Below are 19,788 nucleotides of genomic sequence, written 5' to 3' on the forward strand. Positions count from 1 at the left end.
CCTCCCCTTATGTTTCCGGCGTTTCCCTTAGCACTTCGTCGGCCTCTCCGGCGCGGTCGATCTGGCCTTCGGGATCGAGATGGATCAGCACTTCGGTGCCGGGAAAGGCGGTTTCGAGCGCCAGCTCGGCCGCTTCCACCATTTCATGCGCCTCGGCGATCGTCATGCGCGGGTCGACCCAGGCGTGGAACTGGGCGAAATCATGGGCGCCGCTGGTGCGGGTGCGCAGATCATGGATGCCGCGGAATCCCGGCTGGGCGTTGGCGAGGTCGACGAAGCGCTGGCGCTTTTCCTCGGGCCATTCGCGGTCCATCAATTGGTCGATCGCGTGCGACGAGGCCGTCCACGCGCCCCAGGCGAGCCAGAGCGCGATGCCGATGCCGAAGATCGGGTCCGCGCCGCGCAAACCGGTGAACTGGTCGAGCAGCAGCGCGACGATGACGCTGCCGTTCAGCAGCAGGTCGGACTGATAATGGACGTTGTCGGCCTGGATCGCGACCGAGCCGGTGCGTGCGATCACGCGGCGCTGATAGGCGAGCAGCAGGAAGGTGCAGAGGATCGCAATGATCGAGACGCCGATGCCGAACTCGGCGCCCTGGGTCTGGCCGCCGTGGCGCAGCCGGTCGATCGCGCGCCAGAGGATGCCGGTTGCGGATACGGCAATCAGCGCGACCTGCACCAGCGCCGCGAGCGCCTCGGCCTTGCCGTGGCCGAAGCGATGGTCGCGATCGGCGGGTTGGGCGGCGAGCCGGACGCCGTAGAGCGTGATCAGCGACGCGCAGACGTCGAAGGCGGTGTCGGCAAGCGAGCCGAGCATCGCCACCGATCCGGTCGCCCAGGCGGCATAACTTTTCAGCGCGAGCAGGAAGAGCGCCATCGACACGCTGGCAAGCGCCGCGCGCGCGGTGAGTGATCCATGCTGCTCCAGCCGCGCGTCGGTCACGGGTAGAGCAGGCCTTCGCGCCATGCGCCGCCGTCGCGCACGAACAGGCGACGCTCATGCAGGCGGTGCGCGCGGTCCTGCCAGAACTCCATCCGCTCGGGCGCGACGCGATAGCCGCCCCAGAAAGGCGGGCGGGGGACCGGCTGCCCGTCGAAGCGCTGCTGCACCTCTTCGAACCGGCGCTCGAAGGTCGAGCGGGCGTCGAGCGGGCGCGACTGGTCCGAGGCCCAGGCGCCGAGCTGCGAATCGCGGCTGCGGGTGGCGAAATAGGCGTCCGACTCTTCGTCCGAAGCGAGGCTCACCGGCCCTTCGATGCGGATCTGCCGGCGCAGCGATTTCCAGTGGAAGAGCAGTGCGGCATGGGAGTTGGCGGCGAGGTCGCCCGCCTTGCGGCTGCCGCGATTGGTGTAGAAAACGAAACCGCGCGGGTCGAAACCCTTCAGCAGCACCATGCGGACGGAGGGACGCGCCTCGGCATCTGCCGTCGCCAATGCCATTGCGTTCGAATCATTGGGCTCGGTCGTGCGCGCTTCGTCGTACCAGTTGCGGAACAGCTCGAACGGGTCGGTCATCGCACCGGCTTTAGAAGGCAGGAGGCTTCAAGGGAACGACTCTTGTGCTGGCGCTTTGAATCGGCCTCGCAACGAAGGTGACTCATGGCCGCACGCGCCTATTGGCAGGGACAAATCCGGCTCGCGCTCGTCTCGATTCCGGTGGAGATTTATTCCGCGACGAAGAGCGGCCCGCAGATCCAGTTCCACCAGATCCACGAGCCCAGCGGCAAGCGGATCAAGTACGAAAAGGTCGCGCCCGGCATCGGCCCGGTCGATCCCGAGGAGATCGTGCGCGGCTTCGAGTATGAGAAGGGACATTACGTCCTGCTCGAGGATAATGAGATCGAGTCGGTGAAGCTCGAATCGAAGAAGACGCTGGAGCTGACCCAGTTCGTCGATGCGCACGAGATCGACGTGCTGTATTTCGAGAAGCCCTATTATGTCGTGCCGGCCGATGACCTGGCGGAAGAAGCGTTCGTGGTGCTGCGCGAGGCGCTCAGGCGAACCAAGAAAGTCGCGATCGGCCAGCTCGCGCTGCGCGGCCGCGAATATATCGTCAGCCTGAAGCCGTGCGGGCGCGGCATCGTGCTGGAGACCCTGCGGTACGCCGACGAAGTGAACCGCGCGCAGAGCTATTTCCGCGACATTCCCGATGTCGAGCCCGACGCGGAATTGCTCGACCTCGCCGAGACGCTGATCGAGAAGAAGGCGGCGCCGTTCAAGCCCGACCAATTCCACGACCGCTATGTCGATGCGCTGAAGGGTCTGATCGAGCGCAAGCGCAAGGCCAAGGGCGGCAAGGTCGCGCCGGAGCCGGAAGAGGAAGGCCCGAAGCGCGGCGGCAATGTCGTCGACCTGATGGCCGCGCTGAAAAAATCGCTGGAACGGCCGGGCGCGCAGAGCGGGGAGGCGGAGCCGAAGAAACCGGCGCGCAAGCCTGTGGCCAAGGCCGCTCCAGCCAAGAAAGCGGCGCCAGCGAAGAAACGGGCGGCGGGCTGACGCGCGATCATGGCCACCAGGACCGCCGACCCGCTCGCCCGCTACAACGCCAAGCGCGATTTCGCGAAGACCGCCGAGCCGCCCGGGACCGCTGCGAAGGCCGGAAGCCATACATTCATGGTGCAGAAGCACGATGCGACGCGGCTGCACTGGGACTTGCGGTTGGAAATGGGCGGCACGCTCAAATCCTGGGCGGTGACGCGGGGGCCGAGCCTCGATCCCGAGGACAAGCGCCTGGCGGTCAGGACCGAGGATCACCCGCTGTCCTATGCCACCTTCGAAGGCACGATCCCGAAAGGCGAATATGGCGGCGGCACGGTGATGCTGTGGGACCGCGGCACTTGGGAGCCGGTCGAGGGCAAGAGCGAGAAGGACCTGGAAAAAGGCCATCTCCATTTCCGGCTGTTCGGCGAGCGGATGAAAGGCGAGTGGCTGCTGATCCGGCTGAAACCGCGGCCGAAGGATCGGGCGGAGAATTGGCTGCTCCGCAAGCTCGACGACGAGTTTGCGGGCGGCGCGGGCGATCTGGTCGACCGATGCCTGACCAGCGTATCGACCGGCCGCACGATGGAAGAGATTGCGGCCGGAAAAGATCCTCCCCTGACGCAGTCAGGGGAGGGGGACCATGCGCAGCATGGTGGAGGGGCCGGAGCGAAGCGGAGGGCTGCTTCGTCGCTCCGCTCCGCCCCTCCACCGCGCTCCGCGCGGTCCCCCTCCCCGAGCAAAGCTCGGGGAGGATTGGAATTGCCCGCCTTCGTCGCGCCCCAACTCGCGACTCTCGTCGACACCGTCCCCACCGGCTCCGCCTGGCTGCACGAGGCGAAATATGACGGCTACCGGCTGCTGCTCGCGGTCGGCGGCGGGCAGGCGAAGGCCTACACCCGCACCGGGCTCGACTGGTCCGACAAGTTTCCGGGCATCGTGGCGGCGGCGGCGAAGCTGGATTTGGGCTCCGCGCTCATCGACGGCGAGGCGGTGGCGCTCGACCAGGCGGGCAAGCCCAATTTCTCCGCGCTGCAGGATGCGCTGAAGCGCGGCGGCAAGGATTTGAGCTTCTTCGCCTTCGACCTGCTCTCGCTCGACGGCGAGGATCTGACGCGCCTTCCCAATCTGGAGCGCAAGGAGCTGCTGCGCACGATCATGCCGGACGAAGGGCCGATCCATTTCGCGGAGCATGTGATCGGCCAGGGCGAGAAGCTGTTCCAGGCGATGTGCCGCGAAGGCTTCGAGGGCATCGTCTCGAAGCGCGCCGACGCCCCCTATCTGCACAAGCGCACGCAGAGCTGGCTGAAGATCAAATGCCTGCACCGGCAGGAATTCGTGATCGTCGGCTGGACGCCGAGCGAAGCGCGGGGCCGCGGCTTCCGCTCGCTGCTGCTCGGGCTGAACGAAGGGGATACGCTTCGCTATGCCGGCAAGGTCGGCACCGGTTTCGACGCCCGGCTGATCGAGGAGATCAGCGCGAAGCTCGAAAAGCTCGCCACCGACAAGCCGCCGGTCGCGGCGCCGCGGGCGGCCACGCGCGGCGCGCGCTGGGTCAAGCCGGAGCTGGTGGCGGAGATCGCCTTCACCGAGTTCACGGCCGACAATGTCGTCCGCCACGGCAGCTTCATCGGCTTGCGCGAGGACAAGAAGCCGGCGGAGGTGAAGCCGGAAAAGCCCGCCAAGGTCTCCGCCGCCCCCGACTATGGCATCAAGATCAGCAATCCGGACCGGGTCATCTATCCCGATTCAGGCATCACCAAGGGCCAGCTCGCTTCCTATTATGCCGAGGTGGCGGGGATCATGATGCCGTGGCTGGCCAACCGCCCGATCAGCCTGGTCCGCTGCCCGCAGGGGCGCGCCAAGAAATGCTTCTTCCAGAAGCACGACGCCGGCACGTTCGGCACCCATGTTCACCACGTCCCTGTCCGTGAAAAGAACGGATCGACCGAGGACTATCTGTACGTCGACAGCGCCGAAGGACTGCTGACCTGCGTGCAGATGGGCACGATCGAAGTGCACGGCTGGGGCAGCCGCGTGCCCGACGTCGAAAAGCCCGACCGGATGGTGTTCGACCTCGATCCGGATGAAGGCCTCGACTTCGAGCAGGTCAAGAAGGCAGCGCTCGACCTGAAGCGCTATCTGGGGGACTTGGGGCTCGTCACCTTCGCGATGCTGTCCGGCGGCAAGGGCGTCCATGTGATCGCGCCGCTCACGCCCCGCGCGGAATGGCCGCAGGTGAAGGACTTCACCCACCGCTTCGCCCTCGCCCTGGAACAGTCGGAGCCGGAGCGGTTCGTCTCCAACATGTCGAAGGCGAAGCGCGTCGGCCGCATCTTCGTCGACTATCTGCGCAACCAGCGCGGCGCGACGGCGATCCTGCCCTACGCCGCGCGCGCCCGCCCGCACGGTCCGGTCGCGGCGCCGGTGAGCTGGGACGAACTGAATGACCTAGATTCGGCCGCGCGCTGGACGGTGCTGGACGGTGCCGAGATGGTCGAGCGCGCCAACGCCCGCGCGCTGAAAGGCTGGGGGATCGCCGAACAGGTGCTGCCGGATTTTTAGGTAGGGCCTGGCCCAAAGCCGTCCATGCCGAGCCCTTCGACTGCCTGCCAAGGCAGGCGCTCAGGATGAACTTCCTTGCTCCGCAAGGAAGTCGAGGCACGCACTTCGATAAGTCCAGTGGGTCCCTCGACTTCGCTCGGGATGGACGATTCGAGGGCTCAGGCCGCCTGCCTGGTCGCGGCCTGGGTCCCTCGACTTCGCTCGGGATGGACGGAGGCTCAGGCCGCCTGCCTGGTCGCGGCCATCTGCTCGACGATGCAGTCCGCCATGACGCGCACTTCCGGCGATCCGCGCAGCCGTTCGGGATAAAGCAGCCAGATTGCCCAGTCGGTCTCGCCTTCGTCGACCAGTCCGCAGCGGACCAGATCGGCCTCGTGGTCGCCGACGAAAGTGGGCAGCCCCGCGATGCAGTCGCCGGCGCGCAGCGTTTCGATCACGGCCTGCAGGGTCGAGGTGATCTGGACCACGCGCGCCTCCGGCACCAGCGCCTTGAGCCCGGCCAGCGCCTGCCCCTCGACGCTCGCGAACGCATGGTCGCCGATCGCGTCCATCGAGACCGGGTGCGGGTAGCTGACATGGCGATAGACGCCCCAGACGATGTCGCCGAGCCGGCGGCAGATGAGCCCGCCGTCCTGTGGGGGCGGCCCGCCGCGGATCGCAATGTCGGCGTCGCCGCGCACCAAGTCGCGCTTGTCGGTGGTGACTTCGAGTTCGCAGCGCAGGCCCGGCAGGCGGCGGCGTGCGGCGGCCAGCGCTGGCGCGGCGATCCGCCGTTCGAACGCTTCGGCGGTGGTGAGGCGCAGCGCGCGGTTGAGGCCGCGCGACGTCGCGCCGGCCGTCGCGGCGAAGCCGTCGGCCGCCGCTTCCAGCGCTTCGGCCGCGGGGACGAGCGCGCGGCCGGCGTCGGTCAGCTCATAGCCGCTGCCGGAGCGGGTGAAGAGCTTGAGCTGCAGCGCCTCCTCAAGCGCGGCGATGCGCCTTGCGCAGGTCGTCTGGTTGACGCCGAGCCGGTTGGCCGCGCGCAGCGTTGCTCCGTCCCGCGCCACGGCGAGGAAGTAGCGCGCATCGGTCCATTCCCACTGCATCGCCGCCTCTGCAATTCTGCAGAACGGGTCTGCAGCATCGTCGATAGACTGTCCAGCGGCGCGGGCGGTATTTCTCTCTCGTCCGGCCGCGACTGTGCCGGACAGCATAGCCGTTTCGGCTGCGGCGGGCTTTGAGAGGAGCATGAACACGATGATTGTTTCTCCGGCCCTTCGCCGCCGCGACGACAGCCTGGCCGTGCTGACCGGGCTATTCCTGAGCTTCGCGGCGCTGCCTTTTATCTGGGTGGCGCTGGCGCAGCTCGCGTGACGAAGGAACAGGATCATGGTGCGGAGCATCGCCGTCGATAATCCGGAGCGCGCCAAGACCGCGCTGGCTGCGCTGACGCTGGAGCGCGTGAGCTTCACGCCGGCGGCGTTCAAGACGCGCCTCGCCGGCGTCCAGATGCTGCCGGTCACGACCGCGCTGTCGGTCGAGGCGATCGTCGAGACGGCCTGCGAACTCGGCTTCCATGCCGAGGAAATCCGCCGGGGAATCGTCGAGTTCTGGATCGACGAAGGCGCGGCGTTCGAGCTGTTCACGCTCGAAGCGCGGGACGCGGAACCCGACTGGCCGCTCGCCGCCTGATCGTTACGACGTCATAATATCGCGTTGGGAACTCGACTCGTCGTTCCTGAACGGAAACTAACCCATTTTGCCCCCTTTTCTGAACGGCTTACCGTTGCCGGTTGAAGGTCATGTGATACCTTCTCCTTCGGCGACTCTCCTCGACCGTAAGAGCGGTAGGCGAGCGCCGTCGCGAAGGGGAATATCACATGTTTGGCCGCCATATCAGCGCGTTAGCGCTCCTATTGTCGTGCGCGTCAGCGCCGCTGCACGCGAACGTGTCGTCGTTCAACGGAGACTGCTGGCAGGGCAGCGAGCTGGATGCGCTGAAGGTTCAGCGCTTCAAGACCATGTTGCTGGTCTCGATGCTCAACTGCCGGGACCAGGAGCCCGGCATCGGCGAGGATTACAACCGATTCATCCGCGCCAATCGCGACCTGATCGCGCAGAACCAGAGCGTCGTGCGTCAGCATTTCATCCGCACGCATGGGCCGTCGGGCGGTCTCACCGCCTACACGGACTATGAAACGGCGCTGGGCAATCAATTCTCGAACGCCGATTATTCCCCCGACCGCTGCGCCGATGCGGCGGCCGAGCTGCGCGAAGCGGGCTATGTCTCCGAGCGCGGGCTGATGGACATGATCCAGTCGGTGCCGGACGAGAACGACGTCGCGATCTGCGGCGCGGAGCCGCGCTATGCCGAGCGGCGCGCCGAGTTTGCGCCGCCTCCGCCGGTGGTTCAGCCGGCGCCGGTGCCCCCGCAAATGCAGGTGGAGACGCAGGGTCCGGACGACGAATCGTCGGATCTCGCCGCGATCGAGCCCGAAGGTCCGGCCCGCGCGATCGATCCGAATCAGGGTCGTTTAACTGAAGCGGCTCCGCCGCCGCCGGTTGCGATGCCGGAAAAAGCGAACGAACCCGCGCCGGCGCCGGTGCAGCTCGCCGTTGCCGATGTGCCCAAGCCGGTCGTGGCCGCGCCGCAAGCGCCCGATCGGGTCAAGGCGGTCCGTGACGCTGCCAAGGCGCTGCGCGAAGCGCTCGCCGCGCTGGAGACTGAAGAAGGGGAAGGGGTGAAGTGACGCGCTAACGCGTCATCCCGAACACGTCCTGGGAGGGGAGCAAGGCTGGCGCGGTGGGGAAAGGTCCGTCCCCGCCGCGCCTTTCTTTTGTGGGTTAAGCCGCGCGGCGCTGCGTCGCGTTCAGCCACGCGCGCGCCTGGCGCTGCGCTTCGGCGATTTCGCGCGCTGTCATGTCTTCGGCGATCTCGGCGCGGCACTCGGCTGCACGCGACGATCCCGACAGGGCCGACAGGTTGAACCATTTGTGCGCCTCGATCATGTCGATCTCGAGGCCGCCGGCGCCCGACGAATAGGCGATGCCCAGATCGAAACATGCGTCCGCATCGCCGCGCGCGGCATCGGCCAATCGGCTCTCGATCAGGAACGCGGCGCTTTTGTAACTGCTTCCCATATCAGCAAATCCCCTGCTGCTGCGTGGTGCAGACTGGAGCCCAGGGTTTTGAAGAATGGTTAACGCGAATTGAGAATCGTTATTTAGGCATGACCGGCACATTGTCGATCAGCCGCGCCGCGCCGATGCGGGCGGCGGCGAGCAAACGAGAAGGCTGCGTCAGCGCCGTCACCGGCTGCAGCGTCGCCGCGTCGCAGAGCGCGACATAGTCGACCGACTGGAAGCCGCTTTCGAGCAGCGAGGCTTCGGCCTTGGCGAGCGCGTCGGCGACATCGCCGCCTCCCTCGATCGCCGTTGCGGCTGCGCCAAGTGCGCGGGGCAGGGCGCGAGCCTGCAGCCGTTCCTCTTCGGTCAGATAGACATTGCGGGAGGAGAGGGCGAGGCCGTCTTCCTCGCGCTCGGTCGGCACGCCGACGATCTCGATGCCGAAATCCAGATCGGCGACCATGCGGCGGATGACGGCGAGTTGCTGGAAATCCTTTTCGCCGAAAAGCGCGATATCGGGGCGCACCTGGTTGAACAGCTTGGCGACCACGGTCGCGACGCCGTCGAAATGGCCCGGACGCGCGGCGCCGTCGAGGCCGTCGCTGACGCCGATAACGGAGACGTTGGTCGCGTGGCCCGCCGGGTACATGACCTCGACCTCGGGCATCCAGAGCACCGCCACGCCGGCTTCGCTCAGCATCGCCGAATCCTTGGCAGCGCGGCGCGGATAGGCGGACAGGTCTTCGTTCGGCCCGAATTGCTTCGGGTTCACGAAAATCGAGGCAACGACATGCTCGGCGCGCCGCTTTGCTTCCTCGACCAGCGCCATGTGACCGGCGTGAAGCGCGCCCATCGTCGGCACGAACGCGACCTTCCCGCCCTGCGCCTTGAGCGCGGCGATCGCTTTCCGAAGCGGTTTGAGCTGACGGATGGTTTGCACGGTGACTCTGGGCTGGTATGAGCGGAGCCCAATAGGGGGAGCCAACGTCCCCGATCAAGTAATCTGAGTAAGGACAGCAGCGGCATGGCCGTTCACGGCGCGCACATCATTGTTTTCGCAAACGAAAAGGGCGGGACGGGAAAGTCGACGACGGCAGTGCATGTCGCGGTCGCGCTTGCCGCGCAGGGGCGATCGGTCGCTGCGCTGGACCTCGACCACCGGCAGAAGACGCTCGCGCGCTATCTCGAGAACCGCGCGGCGACGATGAAGCGACGGGGCATCGAGCTGCCGCAGCCGGCCTTTTCCGTCGTCGACGGAACGAGCGAGGAAGGGTTCGACGCGGCGCTGGCGGAAGCAGCCGCAGGCGCCGAGTTCGTCGTGATCGACACGCCGGGCCGCGACGATCCGATCGCACGGCGCGCCGCGACCCGCGCCAACACGCTGGTCACGCCGATGAACGACAGCTTCGTCGACTTCGACCTGATCGGGCAGGTCGACCCGGAAAACTACAAGGTCAGCCGGCCGAGCTTTTATTCGGAGCTGATCTGGGACGCGCGCAAGGCGCGGGCGAAGACCGACGGCGCGACGATCGACTGGGTCGTGCTCCGCAACCGCATGCAGCATATTGAGGCGCGCAACATGCGCCGCGTCGGCGAGGCGCTGGTGCAGCTTTCGAAGCGCGTCGGCTTTCGCCTCATCCCGGGCCTTGGCGAGCGCGTCATCTATCGCGAGCTGTTCCCGAGCGGCCTGACCATGCTGGACATCGGCCAGATCCAGGACATCGGCATCAGCCATGTCGCGGCGCGGCAGGAGCTGCGCGAGCTGGTCTCCGGCCTCGCGCTTCCTGAACGGATCGACGCGGCCGCCGCCTGATGGGCAAGCTGCTTGCGCTGCTCGTGCTGGCCGGCTTCGCCTTCGCCTGGTGGAGCGGCAATCGCCAGCGCCGCGCGCTGACCATGCCGCTAGGTGAGGCACGCTCGCTGCTGGGTCTCAGAAGCGGTGCGGATGCCGACGAGATTCGCGCCGCGCATCGCCGCATCATCGCACGCGTTCATCCCGATGCCGGCGGCACGCCCGAGCTCGCCCGCCGCACCAACCTGGCGCGGGATGTGCTGCTCAGGGAACTGAACGCAAACCGACAACATTAAGCGCTGAAACGCCGTTCGGGCTGAGCTTGTCGAAGCCCTTCCCTTCTTGTCTGGCTCCGAAAGAAGAAGGAATGGGCTTCGACAGGCTCAGCCCGAACGGAGCTTGGGATCGAACATCGGAGAACAAATGACCTACAATTTCCACCCCACGTCCCTGCGCGAGTATGACATTCGCGGCGTGATCGGCGAAACACTCGGTGCCGATGACGCCCGCGCGATCGGCCGTGGTTTTGCCACCTTGCTGCGCCGGGCCGGCGGCACGCGGGTGGCGGTGGGCTGGGACGGCCGCGAAAGCTCGCCGATGCTGGCCGAGGCGCTGGTCGAGGGCCTGACGCAGAGCGGCTGCGACGTGGTGCGTGTGGGGCTCGGGCCAACGCCGATGCTCTATTATGCCGAAGCCGTGCTCGAAGTGGACGGCGGCATCCAGATCACCGGCAGCCACAATCCGCCGAGCTATAACGGCTTCAAGATGGTGTTTCAGCACCGGCCGTTTTTCGGGCCCGACATCCAGCAGATCGGGAAGTTGGCCGCCGAAGGCGATTGGGAGGAAGCCGAAGAGCGTGGGCAAGTCACCGATTTCGACATTCTCGACCAGTATGTGCAGCGGCTGACCGCCGGCTATCAGGGCGGCGAGTTCCGCATCGCCTGGGACGCCGGCAACGGCGCGGCCGGCCCGGCGCTGGAAAAGCTCGTCAAGCTGCTGCCCGGCGAGCATCATCTGCTGTTCACGGACGTCGACCCGCGCTTCCCCAACCACCACCCGGACCCGACCGAGGAAAAGAACCTTGAGGACCTGCGCACCGTGGTGCGTGAAAAGGGGCTCGATTTCGGCATCGCCTTCGACGGCGACGGCGACCGTATCGGCGCGATCGACGGGCAGGGCCGGATCATCTGGGGCGACCAATTGCTCGGCATTCTCGCCGAGCCGGTGCTGAAGGTCGAGCCGGGCGCGACGATCATCGGTGACGTCAAGGCGTCGCAGGCGCTCTACGACCGGATCGCGGAGCTGGGCGGCAAGCCGCTGATGTGGAAGACCGGCCACAGCCACATCAAATCCAAGATGAAGGACGTGCACGCGCCGCTCGCCGGCGAGATGAGCGGCCACATCTTCTTCAAGCAGGATTATTACGGCTTCGACGACGCGCTCTATGCAGCGGTGCGCCTGATGGGCGCGGTGCGGCTGTCGGGCAAATCGCTGACCGAGCTGAAGTCCGAGATGCCGCTGGTCGTCAACACGCCGGAGATGCGCTTTCAGGTCGACGAGAGCCGGAAGTTCGCCGTGGTGGAGGAAGTGCTCGACCGGCTGGAGACCGCGGGCGCGGACGTGAACCGCACCGACGGGGCGCGGGTGAACACGCCGGACGGCTGGTGGCTGCTGCGCGCGTCGAACACGCAGGACGTGCTCGTGGCGCGCGCCGAGGCAAAGGATCAGGCCGGGTTGGACCGCCTGGTCGCGCAGATCGACGAGCAGCTTGCGCTTGCAGGGATCGAGCGCGGGCCGCAGGCGGGGCATTGAACTAACCCTCTCCCCTTTGCGGAGGGCTGGAGCCTAGCTCCGCGCTTCCTTCGCGACCGCGTCCAGCAAGCCGTTCACGAACGATGTCTCGCGTTTGTCGTAGAAGGCGTGGGCGACGTCGACATATTCGCTGATCACGCTCGCGACCGACACATCGACGCGGGCGAGCAATTCGTAGGTGCCGGCGCGCAGGATCTGGCGCATTGGGCGGTCGAGCCGTTCGAGGCTCCAGCCCTGGGCGAGCTTGGCGGCAATCAGCCGGTCGATTTCCACGCGTCGCGCGTCGACGCCCTTCACGAGATCGTCGAAGAACTCGACCTCGGCATCGGCATATTCGACGTCCTCAATCGTGGCGCCGAGCCGGTGATGGTGGAATTCGTGCAGTAGCACGGGGACGGAGGTCTTCTCCATCTCTTGCTGGTACAGCGCCTGCACGGCCGCGAGGCGGGCGGCGGAGCGGGATTTTGAGCGGGCGGTCTGGGTCATTGTCCTAGTCTGAGCGCAACCGATCGGGCGTGGGCGGGGAGCCCTTCCGCATCGGCAAGGGCGATGGCTGCCGGCCCAAGTGTGGCGAGCGAAGCCGCGTTGCAACCCAGAAAGCTCGTCCGCTTCATGAAATCGAGCACCGAAAGGCCCGAGGAGAAGCGCGCGCGGCGGCCGGTGGGCAGCACATGGTTCGGGCCCCCCAAATAATCGCCGATCGCTTCGGGCGTGTGGCGGCCGAGGAAGATCGAGCCGGCGTGGCGCACGGCGCGAAACAGCGGCTCGGGGTCTTCGACTGCCAGTTCGAGATGCTCGGGGGCGAGCCTGTCGATCAAGGGCGCGGCGTCGATCAGGTGCGGCACGAGGATGATCGCGCCGTTCGCATCCCAGCTCGTGCGCGCCGTCGCCCCGGTTGCGAGCGTGGCGATCTGTCGGTCGACGGCAGCGGCGACCGCGTCGGCGAAACCGCCATCGTCGGTGAACAGGATCGACTGGCTGGTCGGATCGTGCTCGGCCTGGCTGAGCAGGTCGGCGGCGATCCATTCCGGGTCGTTCTGCGCGTCGGCGACGACCAGGATTTCGGAGGGGCCCGCCACCATGTCGATGCCGACCACGCCGTAGAGCTGGCGCTTCGCCTCCGCCACCCAGGCATTGCCGGGGCCGACGATCACGTCGACCGGCGCGATGCGATCGGTGCCATAGGCCAAAGCCGCGATCGCCTGCGCGCCGCCGACGCGCCAGATTTCGTCGACGCCGGCCAGCGCCGCCGCCGCCAGCACCAGTGGGTTGACCGCGCCGTCAGGCGTGGGCGTCACCATTGCCAGCCGTCCGACTCCGGCGACCTTGGCGGGGATCGCGTTCATCAGGAGGGAACTGGGGTAGGCGGCGCGTCCGCCGGGCACGTACAAGCCCGCCGCTTCGACCGCGCTCCAGCGCGCGCCGCCGCGGACGCCGACGGCGTCCGTTTCGTCGCGATCCTCGGGCCGCTGTTTCTCGTGATAGGCGGTGATCCGGTCGGCGGCGAGTTGCAGCGCCTTGCGCAGCTCCGGATCAAGGGCATCCAGCGCGGTACGGCACTCGGCCGGATCGATCCGCCAGCCATTCGTATCGAGATCGTGGCAGTCGAAGCGGCGCGTATAGTCGGCGAGCGCCGCGTCGCCTTCGGTACGCACCCGGGCAAGGATCGCGGTCACGTCGCGCGACACATCCGCGTGGGCCTCGCGCCGCGCATTGACCAGCGCTTCGAAACGGGCGGCAAAATCGGCATCCGAAGCGGAAAGGCGAATCACCGTACCGCCTCGCGGAACGCCTCGACCAAAGGCGCGATCTGGGCGGAGCGCATCTTGAAGGCGGCGCGGTTGACGATCAGGCGCGCGCTGACCTCGGCGATCACCTCGACCTCGACCAGCCCGTTTTCCTTGAGCGTGCGCCCCGACGACACGAGATCGACGATGCGGCTGGCAAGGCCCAGCGTCGGCGCCAGCTCCATCGCGCCATTGAGCTTCACGCATTCGGCCTGCACGCCGCGCGCTTCGAAGTGCCGCCGGGTCAGGCCGGGATATTTAGTTGCGACGCGGACATGGCTCCATTCGCGCGGATCATCCGAGGCGGCGAGCTCGGCCGGCTCGGCAACCGAAATCCGGCAATGGCCGATGCCGAGATCGACCGGCGCGTACAGCTCCGAATAGTCGAACTCTTCCAGCACGTCGGAGCCGACGATGCCGAGCTGGGCGGCGCCGTGGGCGACGAAGGTCGCGACGTCGAACGCGCGCACGCGGATCAGCGAAATGTCGGGGCGATTGGTCGCAAAGCGGAGCGCCCGGCTGCCCTCGTCGGCAAAGGCCGGCTCCGGCTCGATTCCGGCGCGCGCGAGCAAGGGCAGCGCTTCCTCGAGGATGCGCCCCTTCGGCACCGCGATGATAACGGGATCGGCCATGGCCGGGCGGCTTTAGTGTCGCCGCCCGAGAGGAGCAACTACCGCTTGGCGGGCTTCGTATCTGCCATCGCCATCTGGCTGGTGATGGAGCGGCAATTGGCCATGATTTCAGGATAATCGAGGTCGCCGTTCGCGATGAGCTGGGCCTGGGCCGCTTGCTGGCAGGCGCCAAGCGTCTCGTATCGGGTCTGCACGAGCCGCGCTTCGGTGCATTGATAGCCGCCGTCGCCGCAACCCATGATCGCCATTACGTAAATGAACGGGCCCATCGCCACTCTCCTCGGAGCGACTCAACCATCGCACCCTAGCATAGGTTGCATTGGTTTCGCGCGCGTTCCTCCCTACATCGACGAAGATGGCGAAATCTGTGACCGGGGGCACTAAGGAACAGTCCCTAAGCTGGGGCGTGTTCCGGCGCTTCGTTCCCTATCTGTGGCCGGAGCATGAGCCGGCAATCCGCCGGCGCGTCGTGCTGGCGCTGGCGCTGGTGCTGGTCGCCAAGGCGACCACGCTGCTGATGCCGTTCGCCTACAAGGCCGCGATCGACCGGATGGCCCCGGGCCTGCAGCCGGGCGTGTCGCTCGCCGTCGCGCTCGTCGTTGCCTATGCGGCGGCGCGGTTCGGCGGCGTGCTGTTCGACAATGTGCGCAACACCGTGTTCGAGCGCGTCGGGCAGGACGCCACGCAGCGTCTGGCGACGCACGTCTTTCGCCACCTCCACGACTTATCGCTGCGCTTCCATCTCGAGCGGCGGACGGGCGCGGTCACCAAGGTGATCGAGCGCGGCACCAAGAGCATCGACGTGATGCTCTATTTCCTGCTGTTCAACATCGGCCCGACGGTGATCGAGCTGACCGCCGTCGCGGTGATCTTCTGGGTGAAATTCGGCTTCGGCATGGTCGCGGCGACTTTCCTGATGGTCGCGACCTATATCGTCTTCACACGCAAGGTGACCGACTGGCGCAACCATCTGCGCGAGCGGATGAACGACCTCGACACCGGCGCGGTCGCGAAAGCGGTCGATTCGCTGCTGAACTACGAGACCGTCAAATATTTCAGCGCCGAGGACCGCGAAGCGGCGCGCTACGAAAAGGCGGCGCGCGCCTATGCCGATGCCGCGGTGCGGTCGGAGAACTCGCTCGCCTGGCTGAACATCGGCCAGTCCTTCATCACTAATCTGATGATGGCGGGGGCGATGGGCTATACCGTCTGGGGCTGGTCGAAAGGCCGCTTCACGCCAGGCGACGTGGTGCTGGTGAACACCTTGCTCGCCCAGCTTTTCCGGCCGCTCGACATGCTCGGCATGGTCTATCGCACGATCCGCCAGGGCCTGATCGACATGGCCGCGATGTTCGAGCTGGTCGACCAGAAAGCCGAAGTGGTGGACGTGCCGAGCGCCCAGCCGCTGATCGTCAGCGAAGGCCGGGTGAAGTTCGACAATGTGCGTTTCGGCTATGAAGCGAACCGGCCGATCCTGAAGGGCGTGAGCTTCCTTGTGCCGGGCGGCAAGACGCTGGCGATCGTGGGCCCGTCGGGCGCGGGCAAGTCGACGATAGCGCGGCTGCTGTTCCGCTTCTACGACGTGACCGGCGGCAGCATTTCGATCGACGGGCAGGATATCGGCCGCGTCCAGCAGCGGACTCTGCGCGAGAATATCGGCATCGTGCCCCAGGACACGGTGCTGTTCAACGACACTATCGGCTACAACATCGCCTATGGCCGCGAAGGCGCGACGCCGGAGGAGGTCGAGGCGGCTGCGCGCGGCGCAGCGATCCACGATTTCGTCGCGGCCCAGCCGGACGACTACAAGACGCAGGTCGGCGAGCGCGGGCTGAAGCTTTCGGGCGGCGAGAAGCAGCGCGTCGCGATCGCGCGGACCTTGCTCAAGGACCCGCCGATCCTGATCCTCGACGAAGCGACCAGCGCATTGGACAGCCGCACCGAGGCCGAAATCCAGCGCACGCTCCGCGACGTCTCGGCCCAGCGCACCGTGATCGTGATCGCGCACCGTCTGTCGACGATCGTTGATGCGGACGAGATCGTGGTGCTGAACGACGGCCGGGTGGCGGAGCGCGGCAATCACGCCAGCCTGCTCCGCCAGAACGGCCTCTATGCCGAAATGTGGGCGCGCCAGGCAGCCGAAGCGGAGATGGAGGAAGCGTGAGTGAAGCCGATGTCCGCGAGGCGTTTCGCAATCAGGCGATCTATTGCGAGCGGTCGGGGACGCCGGTCACGGCGGCGGTGATCCGGGGGATCGAGGCGGCGCTGGATCGCTCGACCGAGACGGGCCGGCGAGCGCTCGATTGGGCCGGCGACCCGCGCGGGAGCGGTGATTCGGTGCCGTTGCGGCTGGCCGGGGGCTTCCATGCGCTGGCACGCGCGGATGTCGATGAGCGGCTGACTGCGCTGTATGCCGGGCAGCTCGACGATGCCGATGCAGTGGTGCGCGATGTGCTGCAGCGGTTCGACGCGCAGCTTTCTCCGTGGCTCGGTTCGCCGCCGCAGACAAATGAGACAGGGCGCGCCGGGCCGATCATGGCGGGCGTGCTCGTGCTTGCCGCGGATTATGGCCTGCCGTTCGAGCTGATCGAGCTTGGGGCAAGCGCCGGGCTCAACCAGAATCTCGATCGGTTCGGCTATCGGCTGGGTGAGACGACAGCCGGCGATCCGGCCTCGCCGCTGCAGATCGCGCCGGCCTGGGACGGAGTGTCGCCGCCTGCTGCCGAGGTCCGGATCGTGGCGCGACGCGCGGCCGACCAGGCTCCGGTGCCGGTCTCCGATCCCGCCCAGCGCGAGCGGCTGGTCGCCTATTGCTGGGCCGATCAGGCGGAGCGGATGCAGCGGCTGGAGGCGGCGCTCGCGATTGCCGCCGAGCATCTGCCGCAGATCGAGAAGGCCGACGCCGCGGATTTCGTCGATCGCGTGCTCACTGAGCCGCAGGCGGAAGGCGCCTGCCGCGTCGTCTTCCACACAATCTTCTGGACCTATCTGGCGCCGGACAAGCAGGCCCGCATTCGCGACGCGCTTGTGCGGGCTGGCGAACGGGCGACGCGGGAGCGCCCGCTCGCCTGGTTGCGCTACGAGCTGAACGGGCAGGGCGGCGTCGCCGAGCTGCGGCTGCAGCAATGGCCGGGCGGCAGCGAGCGCCATCTCGCGACGGGCCATCCGCACGGCAGCAAGGTCGTCTGGCACGGTTAAAAACTTCTCAACCATCTTTCGCCAACAAGGGCGCCCGAACTTTCGAAGGGTGCTCATGAAAATCCAGCTTCGCTCGCATGAACTGACCGGCCTGCTCGATCAGGCGCCGGACAGCGTCCGCTGGCTTTCGCTCGACTGTTTCGACACGCTCGTGTGGCGCGACACCGCGACGCCGTCGGACGTGTTTGCGGACCTGGGCTTCACCGGCGGCGCGATCGAGCCGCGGCGGCGGGCGGAAGGCGCGGCGCGCCATGCGGCCAAACTGTTCCGCGACAGTTTCGAAGTGGGCATCGAGGAAATCCATGACCGGCTCCGCCCCGGCGGCGACGTTGCCGCGTCGGTCGCGGAGGAGCTGGCCGCCGAAGCGCGCCATTGCTACGGGTTCGCGCCCGTTCAGGACCTGATCCGCGCCGCCAAGGCCAAGGGCCTCGGCGTCATCATCGTGTCCGACACCTATCTGAGCGAAACCCAGCTCCGCGCGCTGATCGCGAGCGCGGCGGGCGAGGACATCGCGTCGCTGATCGGCCGCATTTTCCCGTCGAGCGCCTATGGCATGAACAAGGCCGACGGCCTGTTCGGGCCCGTCCTCGAAGCGCTCGGCTGCAAGCCCGACGCCATCCTCCACCTGGGCGACAACCGCATTGCCGACCAGGTCGCGCCGGCCGAACTCGGCATCAATACCTGCCATCTCGTCCAGTTCGACGAGCAGGCCAAGGCGCGGCTGCGGCTCGAGGCAGCGGCGAGCGCGCTGGTGCATCCGGATGTGCGCGTCACACGCCCGGCCTTCCAGCCGCACCGCCCGCTCGTGTCGCTGCGCGCTGACGAAGAGCCGGCCTATGCGCTGGGCCATGACGTGCTGGGGCCGCTACTCCGTTCCTACGCCGAATGGCTGCGCGCCGAGCAGGTCGCGATCGCCGAGAGGACCGGCCGCAAGACGCATTTGCTGTTCCTGCTCCGCGACGGCTTCCTGCCGGCGGAAGTGTTCGAGGCGGTGTTCCCCGGCGAAACCAAGCAGCGGGTCGAGATCAGCCGTCAGACCGCGGCGCGATCGGGCCTGATCGATGAGGCCGCCGTCCGCGCCCGCCTGCTCCAGGAAGGCAAGCGCAGCACGGTCGAAGTGCTTGCGCGGCAATTCCTGTTCAAGCAGGGCGAGCTTTCCAAGTTGAAGCTCGATGCGCGGGCCGACGATGCCGATTTCGTCGAGACGGTGCTCGACGCGAAAACGATCGGGCAGATCGTCTATCGCTCGGGCCAGTTCGCCGACCGGCTGATCGCGCATCTGAAGCGCGCCGGCGTCAATCCGGGCGACGCGGTGATCCTTGCCGATCTCGGCTATCACGGATCGGTGCAGGACAAGGTCGCGCCGATGCTGGAGGCGCGGATGGGGCTGCACGTCGCCGGCCGCTATCTGCTGCTGCGTGAAGAGCAGCCGACCGGCCTCGACAAGCAGGGCCTGATCGACGCCCGCAGCTATGATTTCCGCACCATCGACATGCTGTGCGACCCGATCGCGGTCGTCGAGCAGCTCTGCACGATCGCGCAAGGGTCGGTGATCGATTACAAATGGGACGGCTCGCCGGTCCGCAAGGCCGCCGGCATCAAGTCACAGCAGAGCGCGACGCGCGACCGCGCCCAGGCTGGTGCCATCGCCTTCGCGGCCGAGAGCGCCCGTTTTGCGCTCCCCGGTGACGCCGATGCCTGGCGGCAGGCGGCGACGGCGGCGCTCGCGCGGCTGCTGTTCATGCCGATGCCCGAGGAGCTGGAAGTGCTCCGCTGCTTCGACCACGACGTGAATCTGGGCACCGAGGACGTGGTGCCGCTGCTCGATGCTGAGGCGGCGCTGGCTGGCCTCAAGTCGCGCGGCCTGCCCTATCTGATGCACGCCAACCGCCTCTATATCCCCGGCGAAATCCGCGAGCAGGGGCTGGCGCTCAACCTGTCGATGCTGGCCTGGCGCCGTTTCGGCCTGGAAGTCACCACCGGCGACATGACCGGCACGCCGCTGCAGGTGCCGGTGGTCCTGGTCGATGCCGAAGGGCAGACGGTCGTCGACATCGACGCGCACCCGACGCACGACGGCTTCTACGCAGTGGCGGTGCCGATCGGCGCCGGGCGCTTCACTGCCGGCGTGCAATGGGGCGCGGCGTTCGAATGCGTGCAGATCGAATCCGCGCGCTTCTTCGTCGCCGAGAGCTTCGGCATGGTGAACGACGCACAGTCGGTCGCGGCGCCGGTGATCCATGACGGCATGGAGACGATCGCCGACGGCCTGTTCCGCTGCACCGGTCCCGCCGCGCTGACGATGGCGCCGGCCCCGCAGCTCCAGCGCGAGGCCGACATCCTGCTGCACATCGTCTTCCGCCCGGTCGTGCGCCGCGCGGTTGCTAACGAGGTGAAAGCCGCGGCTTGAGGGGTTCCC

Annotated in this window: 20 protein-coding genes; 11 read left to right on the top strand and 9 right to left on the bottom strand. The window is 67.1% G+C overall.

What is annotated here, in order from left to right; genetic code table 11:
- Nucleotides 1-7 precede the first annotated feature (7 nt).
- Entirely contained in the window at nucleotides 8-967 is a 960-nt protein-coding gene (locus ACFSCW_RS16345; protein WP_380891409.1) for a cation diffusion facilitator family transporter, read from the bottom strand.
- Nucleotides 940-1,515, bottom strand: a complete 576-nt coding sequence (gene pdxH / locus ACFSCW_RS16350; protein ID WP_380891410.1) for a pyridoxamine 5'-phosphate oxidase — start codon at nucleotides 1,513-1,515, stop codon at nucleotides 940-942. Before pdxH ends, ACFSCW_RS16345 begins: the two co-directional genes overlap by 28 nt.
- Before the next feature lie 84 nt (nucleotides 1,516-1,599).
- Between pdxH and ku the strand changes: the two genes are divergently transcribed.
- Complete coding sequence (gene ku / locus ACFSCW_RS16355; protein WP_380891412.1) at nucleotides 1,600-2,496, top strand: non-homologous end joining protein Ku; 897 nt, start codon at nucleotides 1,600-1,602, stop codon at nucleotides 2,494-2,496.
- A 9-nt stretch (nucleotides 2,497-2,505) separates the two neighbouring features.
- Nucleotides 2,506-5,043, top strand: coding sequence for a DNA ligase D (gene ligD, locus ACFSCW_RS16360; protein WP_380891414.1), 2,538 nt, complete (start codon nucleotides 2,506-2,508; stop codon nucleotides 5,041-5,043).
- A gap of 218 nt (nucleotides 5,044-5,261) precedes the next feature.
- Here ligD and ACFSCW_RS16365 read toward each other — a convergent pair whose 3' ends face one another.
- Nucleotides 5,262-6,128: a LysR family transcriptional regulator gene (locus ACFSCW_RS16365; RefSeq protein WP_380891416.1), complete on the bottom strand. Its 867-nt coding sequence runs from the start codon at nucleotides 6,126-6,128 to the stop codon at nucleotides 5,262-5,264.
- A 142-nt stretch (nucleotides 6,129-6,270) separates the two neighbouring features.
- Between ACFSCW_RS16365 and ACFSCW_RS16370 the strand changes: the two genes are divergently transcribed.
- From ACFSCW_RS16370 to ACFSCW_RS16380, 3 genes are all read left to right on the top strand, one after another.
- A complete protein-coding gene (locus ACFSCW_RS16370; protein ID WP_380891418.1) occupies nucleotides 6,271-6,396 on the top strand; it encodes a hypothetical protein in 126 nt (41 codons plus the stop codon).
- Nucleotides 6,397-6,411: 15 nt separating this feature from the next.
- Nucleotides 6,412-6,714, top strand: a complete 303-nt coding sequence (locus ACFSCW_RS16375; protein WP_380891420.1) for a hypothetical protein — start codon at nucleotides 6,412-6,414, stop codon at nucleotides 6,712-6,714.
- Between the two features lie 188 nt (nucleotides 6,715-6,902).
- Complete coding sequence (locus tag ACFSCW_RS16380) at nucleotides 6,903-7,772, top strand: hypothetical protein (protein ID WP_380891423.1); 870 nt, start codon at nucleotides 6,903-6,905, stop codon at nucleotides 7,770-7,772.
- A 94-nt stretch (nucleotides 7,773-7,866) separates the two neighbouring features.
- On the opposite strand, the gene ACFSCW_RS16385 is transcribed toward ACFSCW_RS16380, so the two are convergent.
- Nucleotides 7,867-8,163: a hypothetical protein gene (locus ACFSCW_RS16385; RefSeq protein WP_380891425.1), complete on the bottom strand. Its 297-nt coding sequence runs from the start codon at nucleotides 8,161-8,163 to the stop codon at nucleotides 7,867-7,869.
- Nucleotides 8,164-8,242: 79 nt separating this feature from the next.
- Nucleotides 8,243-9,088 (bottom strand): pantoate--beta-alanine ligase, encoded by an 846-nt coding sequence (gene panC / locus ACFSCW_RS16390; protein ID WP_380891428.1) that lies wholly within the window; start codon nucleotides 9,086-9,088, stop codon nucleotides 8,243-8,245.
- A gap of 84 nt (nucleotides 9,089-9,172) precedes the next feature.
- Here panC and ACFSCW_RS16395 point away from each other — a divergent pair, with 84 nt between their 5' ends.
- The 3 genes from ACFSCW_RS16395 (at nucleotide 9,173) to pgmG (ending at nucleotide 11,752) form a co-directional block, all read left to right on the top strand.
- Nucleotides 9,173-9,961, top strand: a complete 789-nt coding sequence (locus ACFSCW_RS16395; RefSeq protein WP_380891430.1) for a division plane positioning ATPase MipZ — start codon at nucleotides 9,173-9,175, stop codon at nucleotides 9,959-9,961.
- On the top strand, nucleotides 9,961-10,236 hold the full coding sequence (locus ACFSCW_RS16400) for a J domain-containing protein (protein ID WP_380891432.1): 276 nt from the start codon (nucleotides 9,961-9,963) through the stop codon (nucleotides 10,234-10,236). Before ACFSCW_RS16395 ends, ACFSCW_RS16400 begins: the two co-directional genes overlap by 1 nt.
- A 127-nt stretch (nucleotides 10,237-10,363) precedes the next feature.
- On the top strand, nucleotides 10,364-11,752 hold the full coding sequence (gene pgmG, locus ACFSCW_RS16405) for a phosphoglucomutase/phosphomannomutase PgmG (protein ID WP_380891435.1): 1,389 nt from the start codon (nucleotides 10,364-10,366) through the stop codon (nucleotides 11,750-11,752).
- Nucleotides 11,753-11,785: 33 nt separating this feature from the next.
- On the opposite strand, the gene nusB is transcribed toward pgmG, so the two are convergent.
- Genes nusB through ACFSCW_RS16425 form a run of 4 tightly spaced genes read right to left on the bottom strand, consistent with a single transcriptional unit; the run spans nucleotide 11,786 to nucleotide 14,440 of the window.
- Nucleotides 11,786-12,238 (bottom strand): transcription antitermination factor NusB, encoded by a 453-nt coding sequence (nusB, locus tag ACFSCW_RS16410; RefSeq protein WP_380891437.1) that lies wholly within the window; start codon nucleotides 12,236-12,238, stop codon nucleotides 11,786-11,788.
- Nucleotides 12,235-13,524, bottom strand: a complete 1,290-nt coding sequence (gene hisD / locus ACFSCW_RS16415) for a histidinol dehydrogenase (protein ID WP_380891440.1) — start codon at nucleotides 13,522-13,524, stop codon at nucleotides 12,235-12,237. The genes nusB and hisD overlap by 4 nt, the downstream gene beginning before the upstream one ends.
- Nucleotides 13,521-14,171 (bottom strand): ATP phosphoribosyltransferase, encoded by a 651-nt coding sequence (gene hisG, locus ACFSCW_RS16420; RefSeq protein WP_380891443.1) that lies wholly within the window; start codon nucleotides 14,169-14,171, stop codon nucleotides 13,521-13,523. Before hisG ends, hisD begins: the two co-directional genes overlap by 4 nt.
- Nucleotides 14,172-14,209: 38 nt before the next feature.
- A complete protein-coding gene (locus tag ACFSCW_RS16425; protein ID WP_380891445.1) occupies nucleotides 14,210-14,440 on the bottom strand; it encodes a hypothetical protein in 231 nt (76 codons plus the stop codon).
- Between the two features lie 86 nt (nucleotides 14,441-14,526).
- Between ACFSCW_RS16425 and ACFSCW_RS16430 the strand changes: the two genes are divergently transcribed.
- Genes ACFSCW_RS16430 through ACFSCW_RS16440 form a run of 3 tightly spaced genes read left to right on the top strand, consistent with a single transcriptional unit; the run spans nucleotide 14,527 to nucleotide 19,779 of the window.
- Complete coding sequence (locus ACFSCW_RS16430; RefSeq protein WP_380891446.1) at nucleotides 14,527-16,335, top strand: ABCB family ABC transporter ATP-binding protein/permease; 1,809 nt, start codon at nucleotides 14,527-14,529, stop codon at nucleotides 16,333-16,335.
- Nucleotides 16,332-17,369, top strand: a complete 1,038-nt coding sequence (locus ACFSCW_RS16435) for a DUF2332 domain-containing protein (RefSeq protein WP_380891449.1) — start codon at nucleotides 16,332-16,334, stop codon at nucleotides 17,367-17,369. The genes ACFSCW_RS16430 and ACFSCW_RS16435 overlap by 4 nt, the downstream gene beginning before the upstream one ends.
- A 55-nt stretch (nucleotides 17,370-17,424) precedes the next feature.
- A complete protein-coding gene (locus ACFSCW_RS16440; RefSeq protein WP_380891451.1) occupies nucleotides 17,425-19,779 on the top strand; it encodes a hydrolase in 2,355 nt (784 codons plus the stop codon).
- Nucleotides 19,780-19,788: the final 9 nt, after the last annotated feature.

The organism is Sphingomonas tabacisoli, from assembly GCF_042678385.1.
GTDB lineage: Bacteria > Pseudomonadota > Alphaproteobacteria > Sphingomonadales > Sphingomonadaceae > Sphingomonas_B > Sphingomonas_B tabacisoli.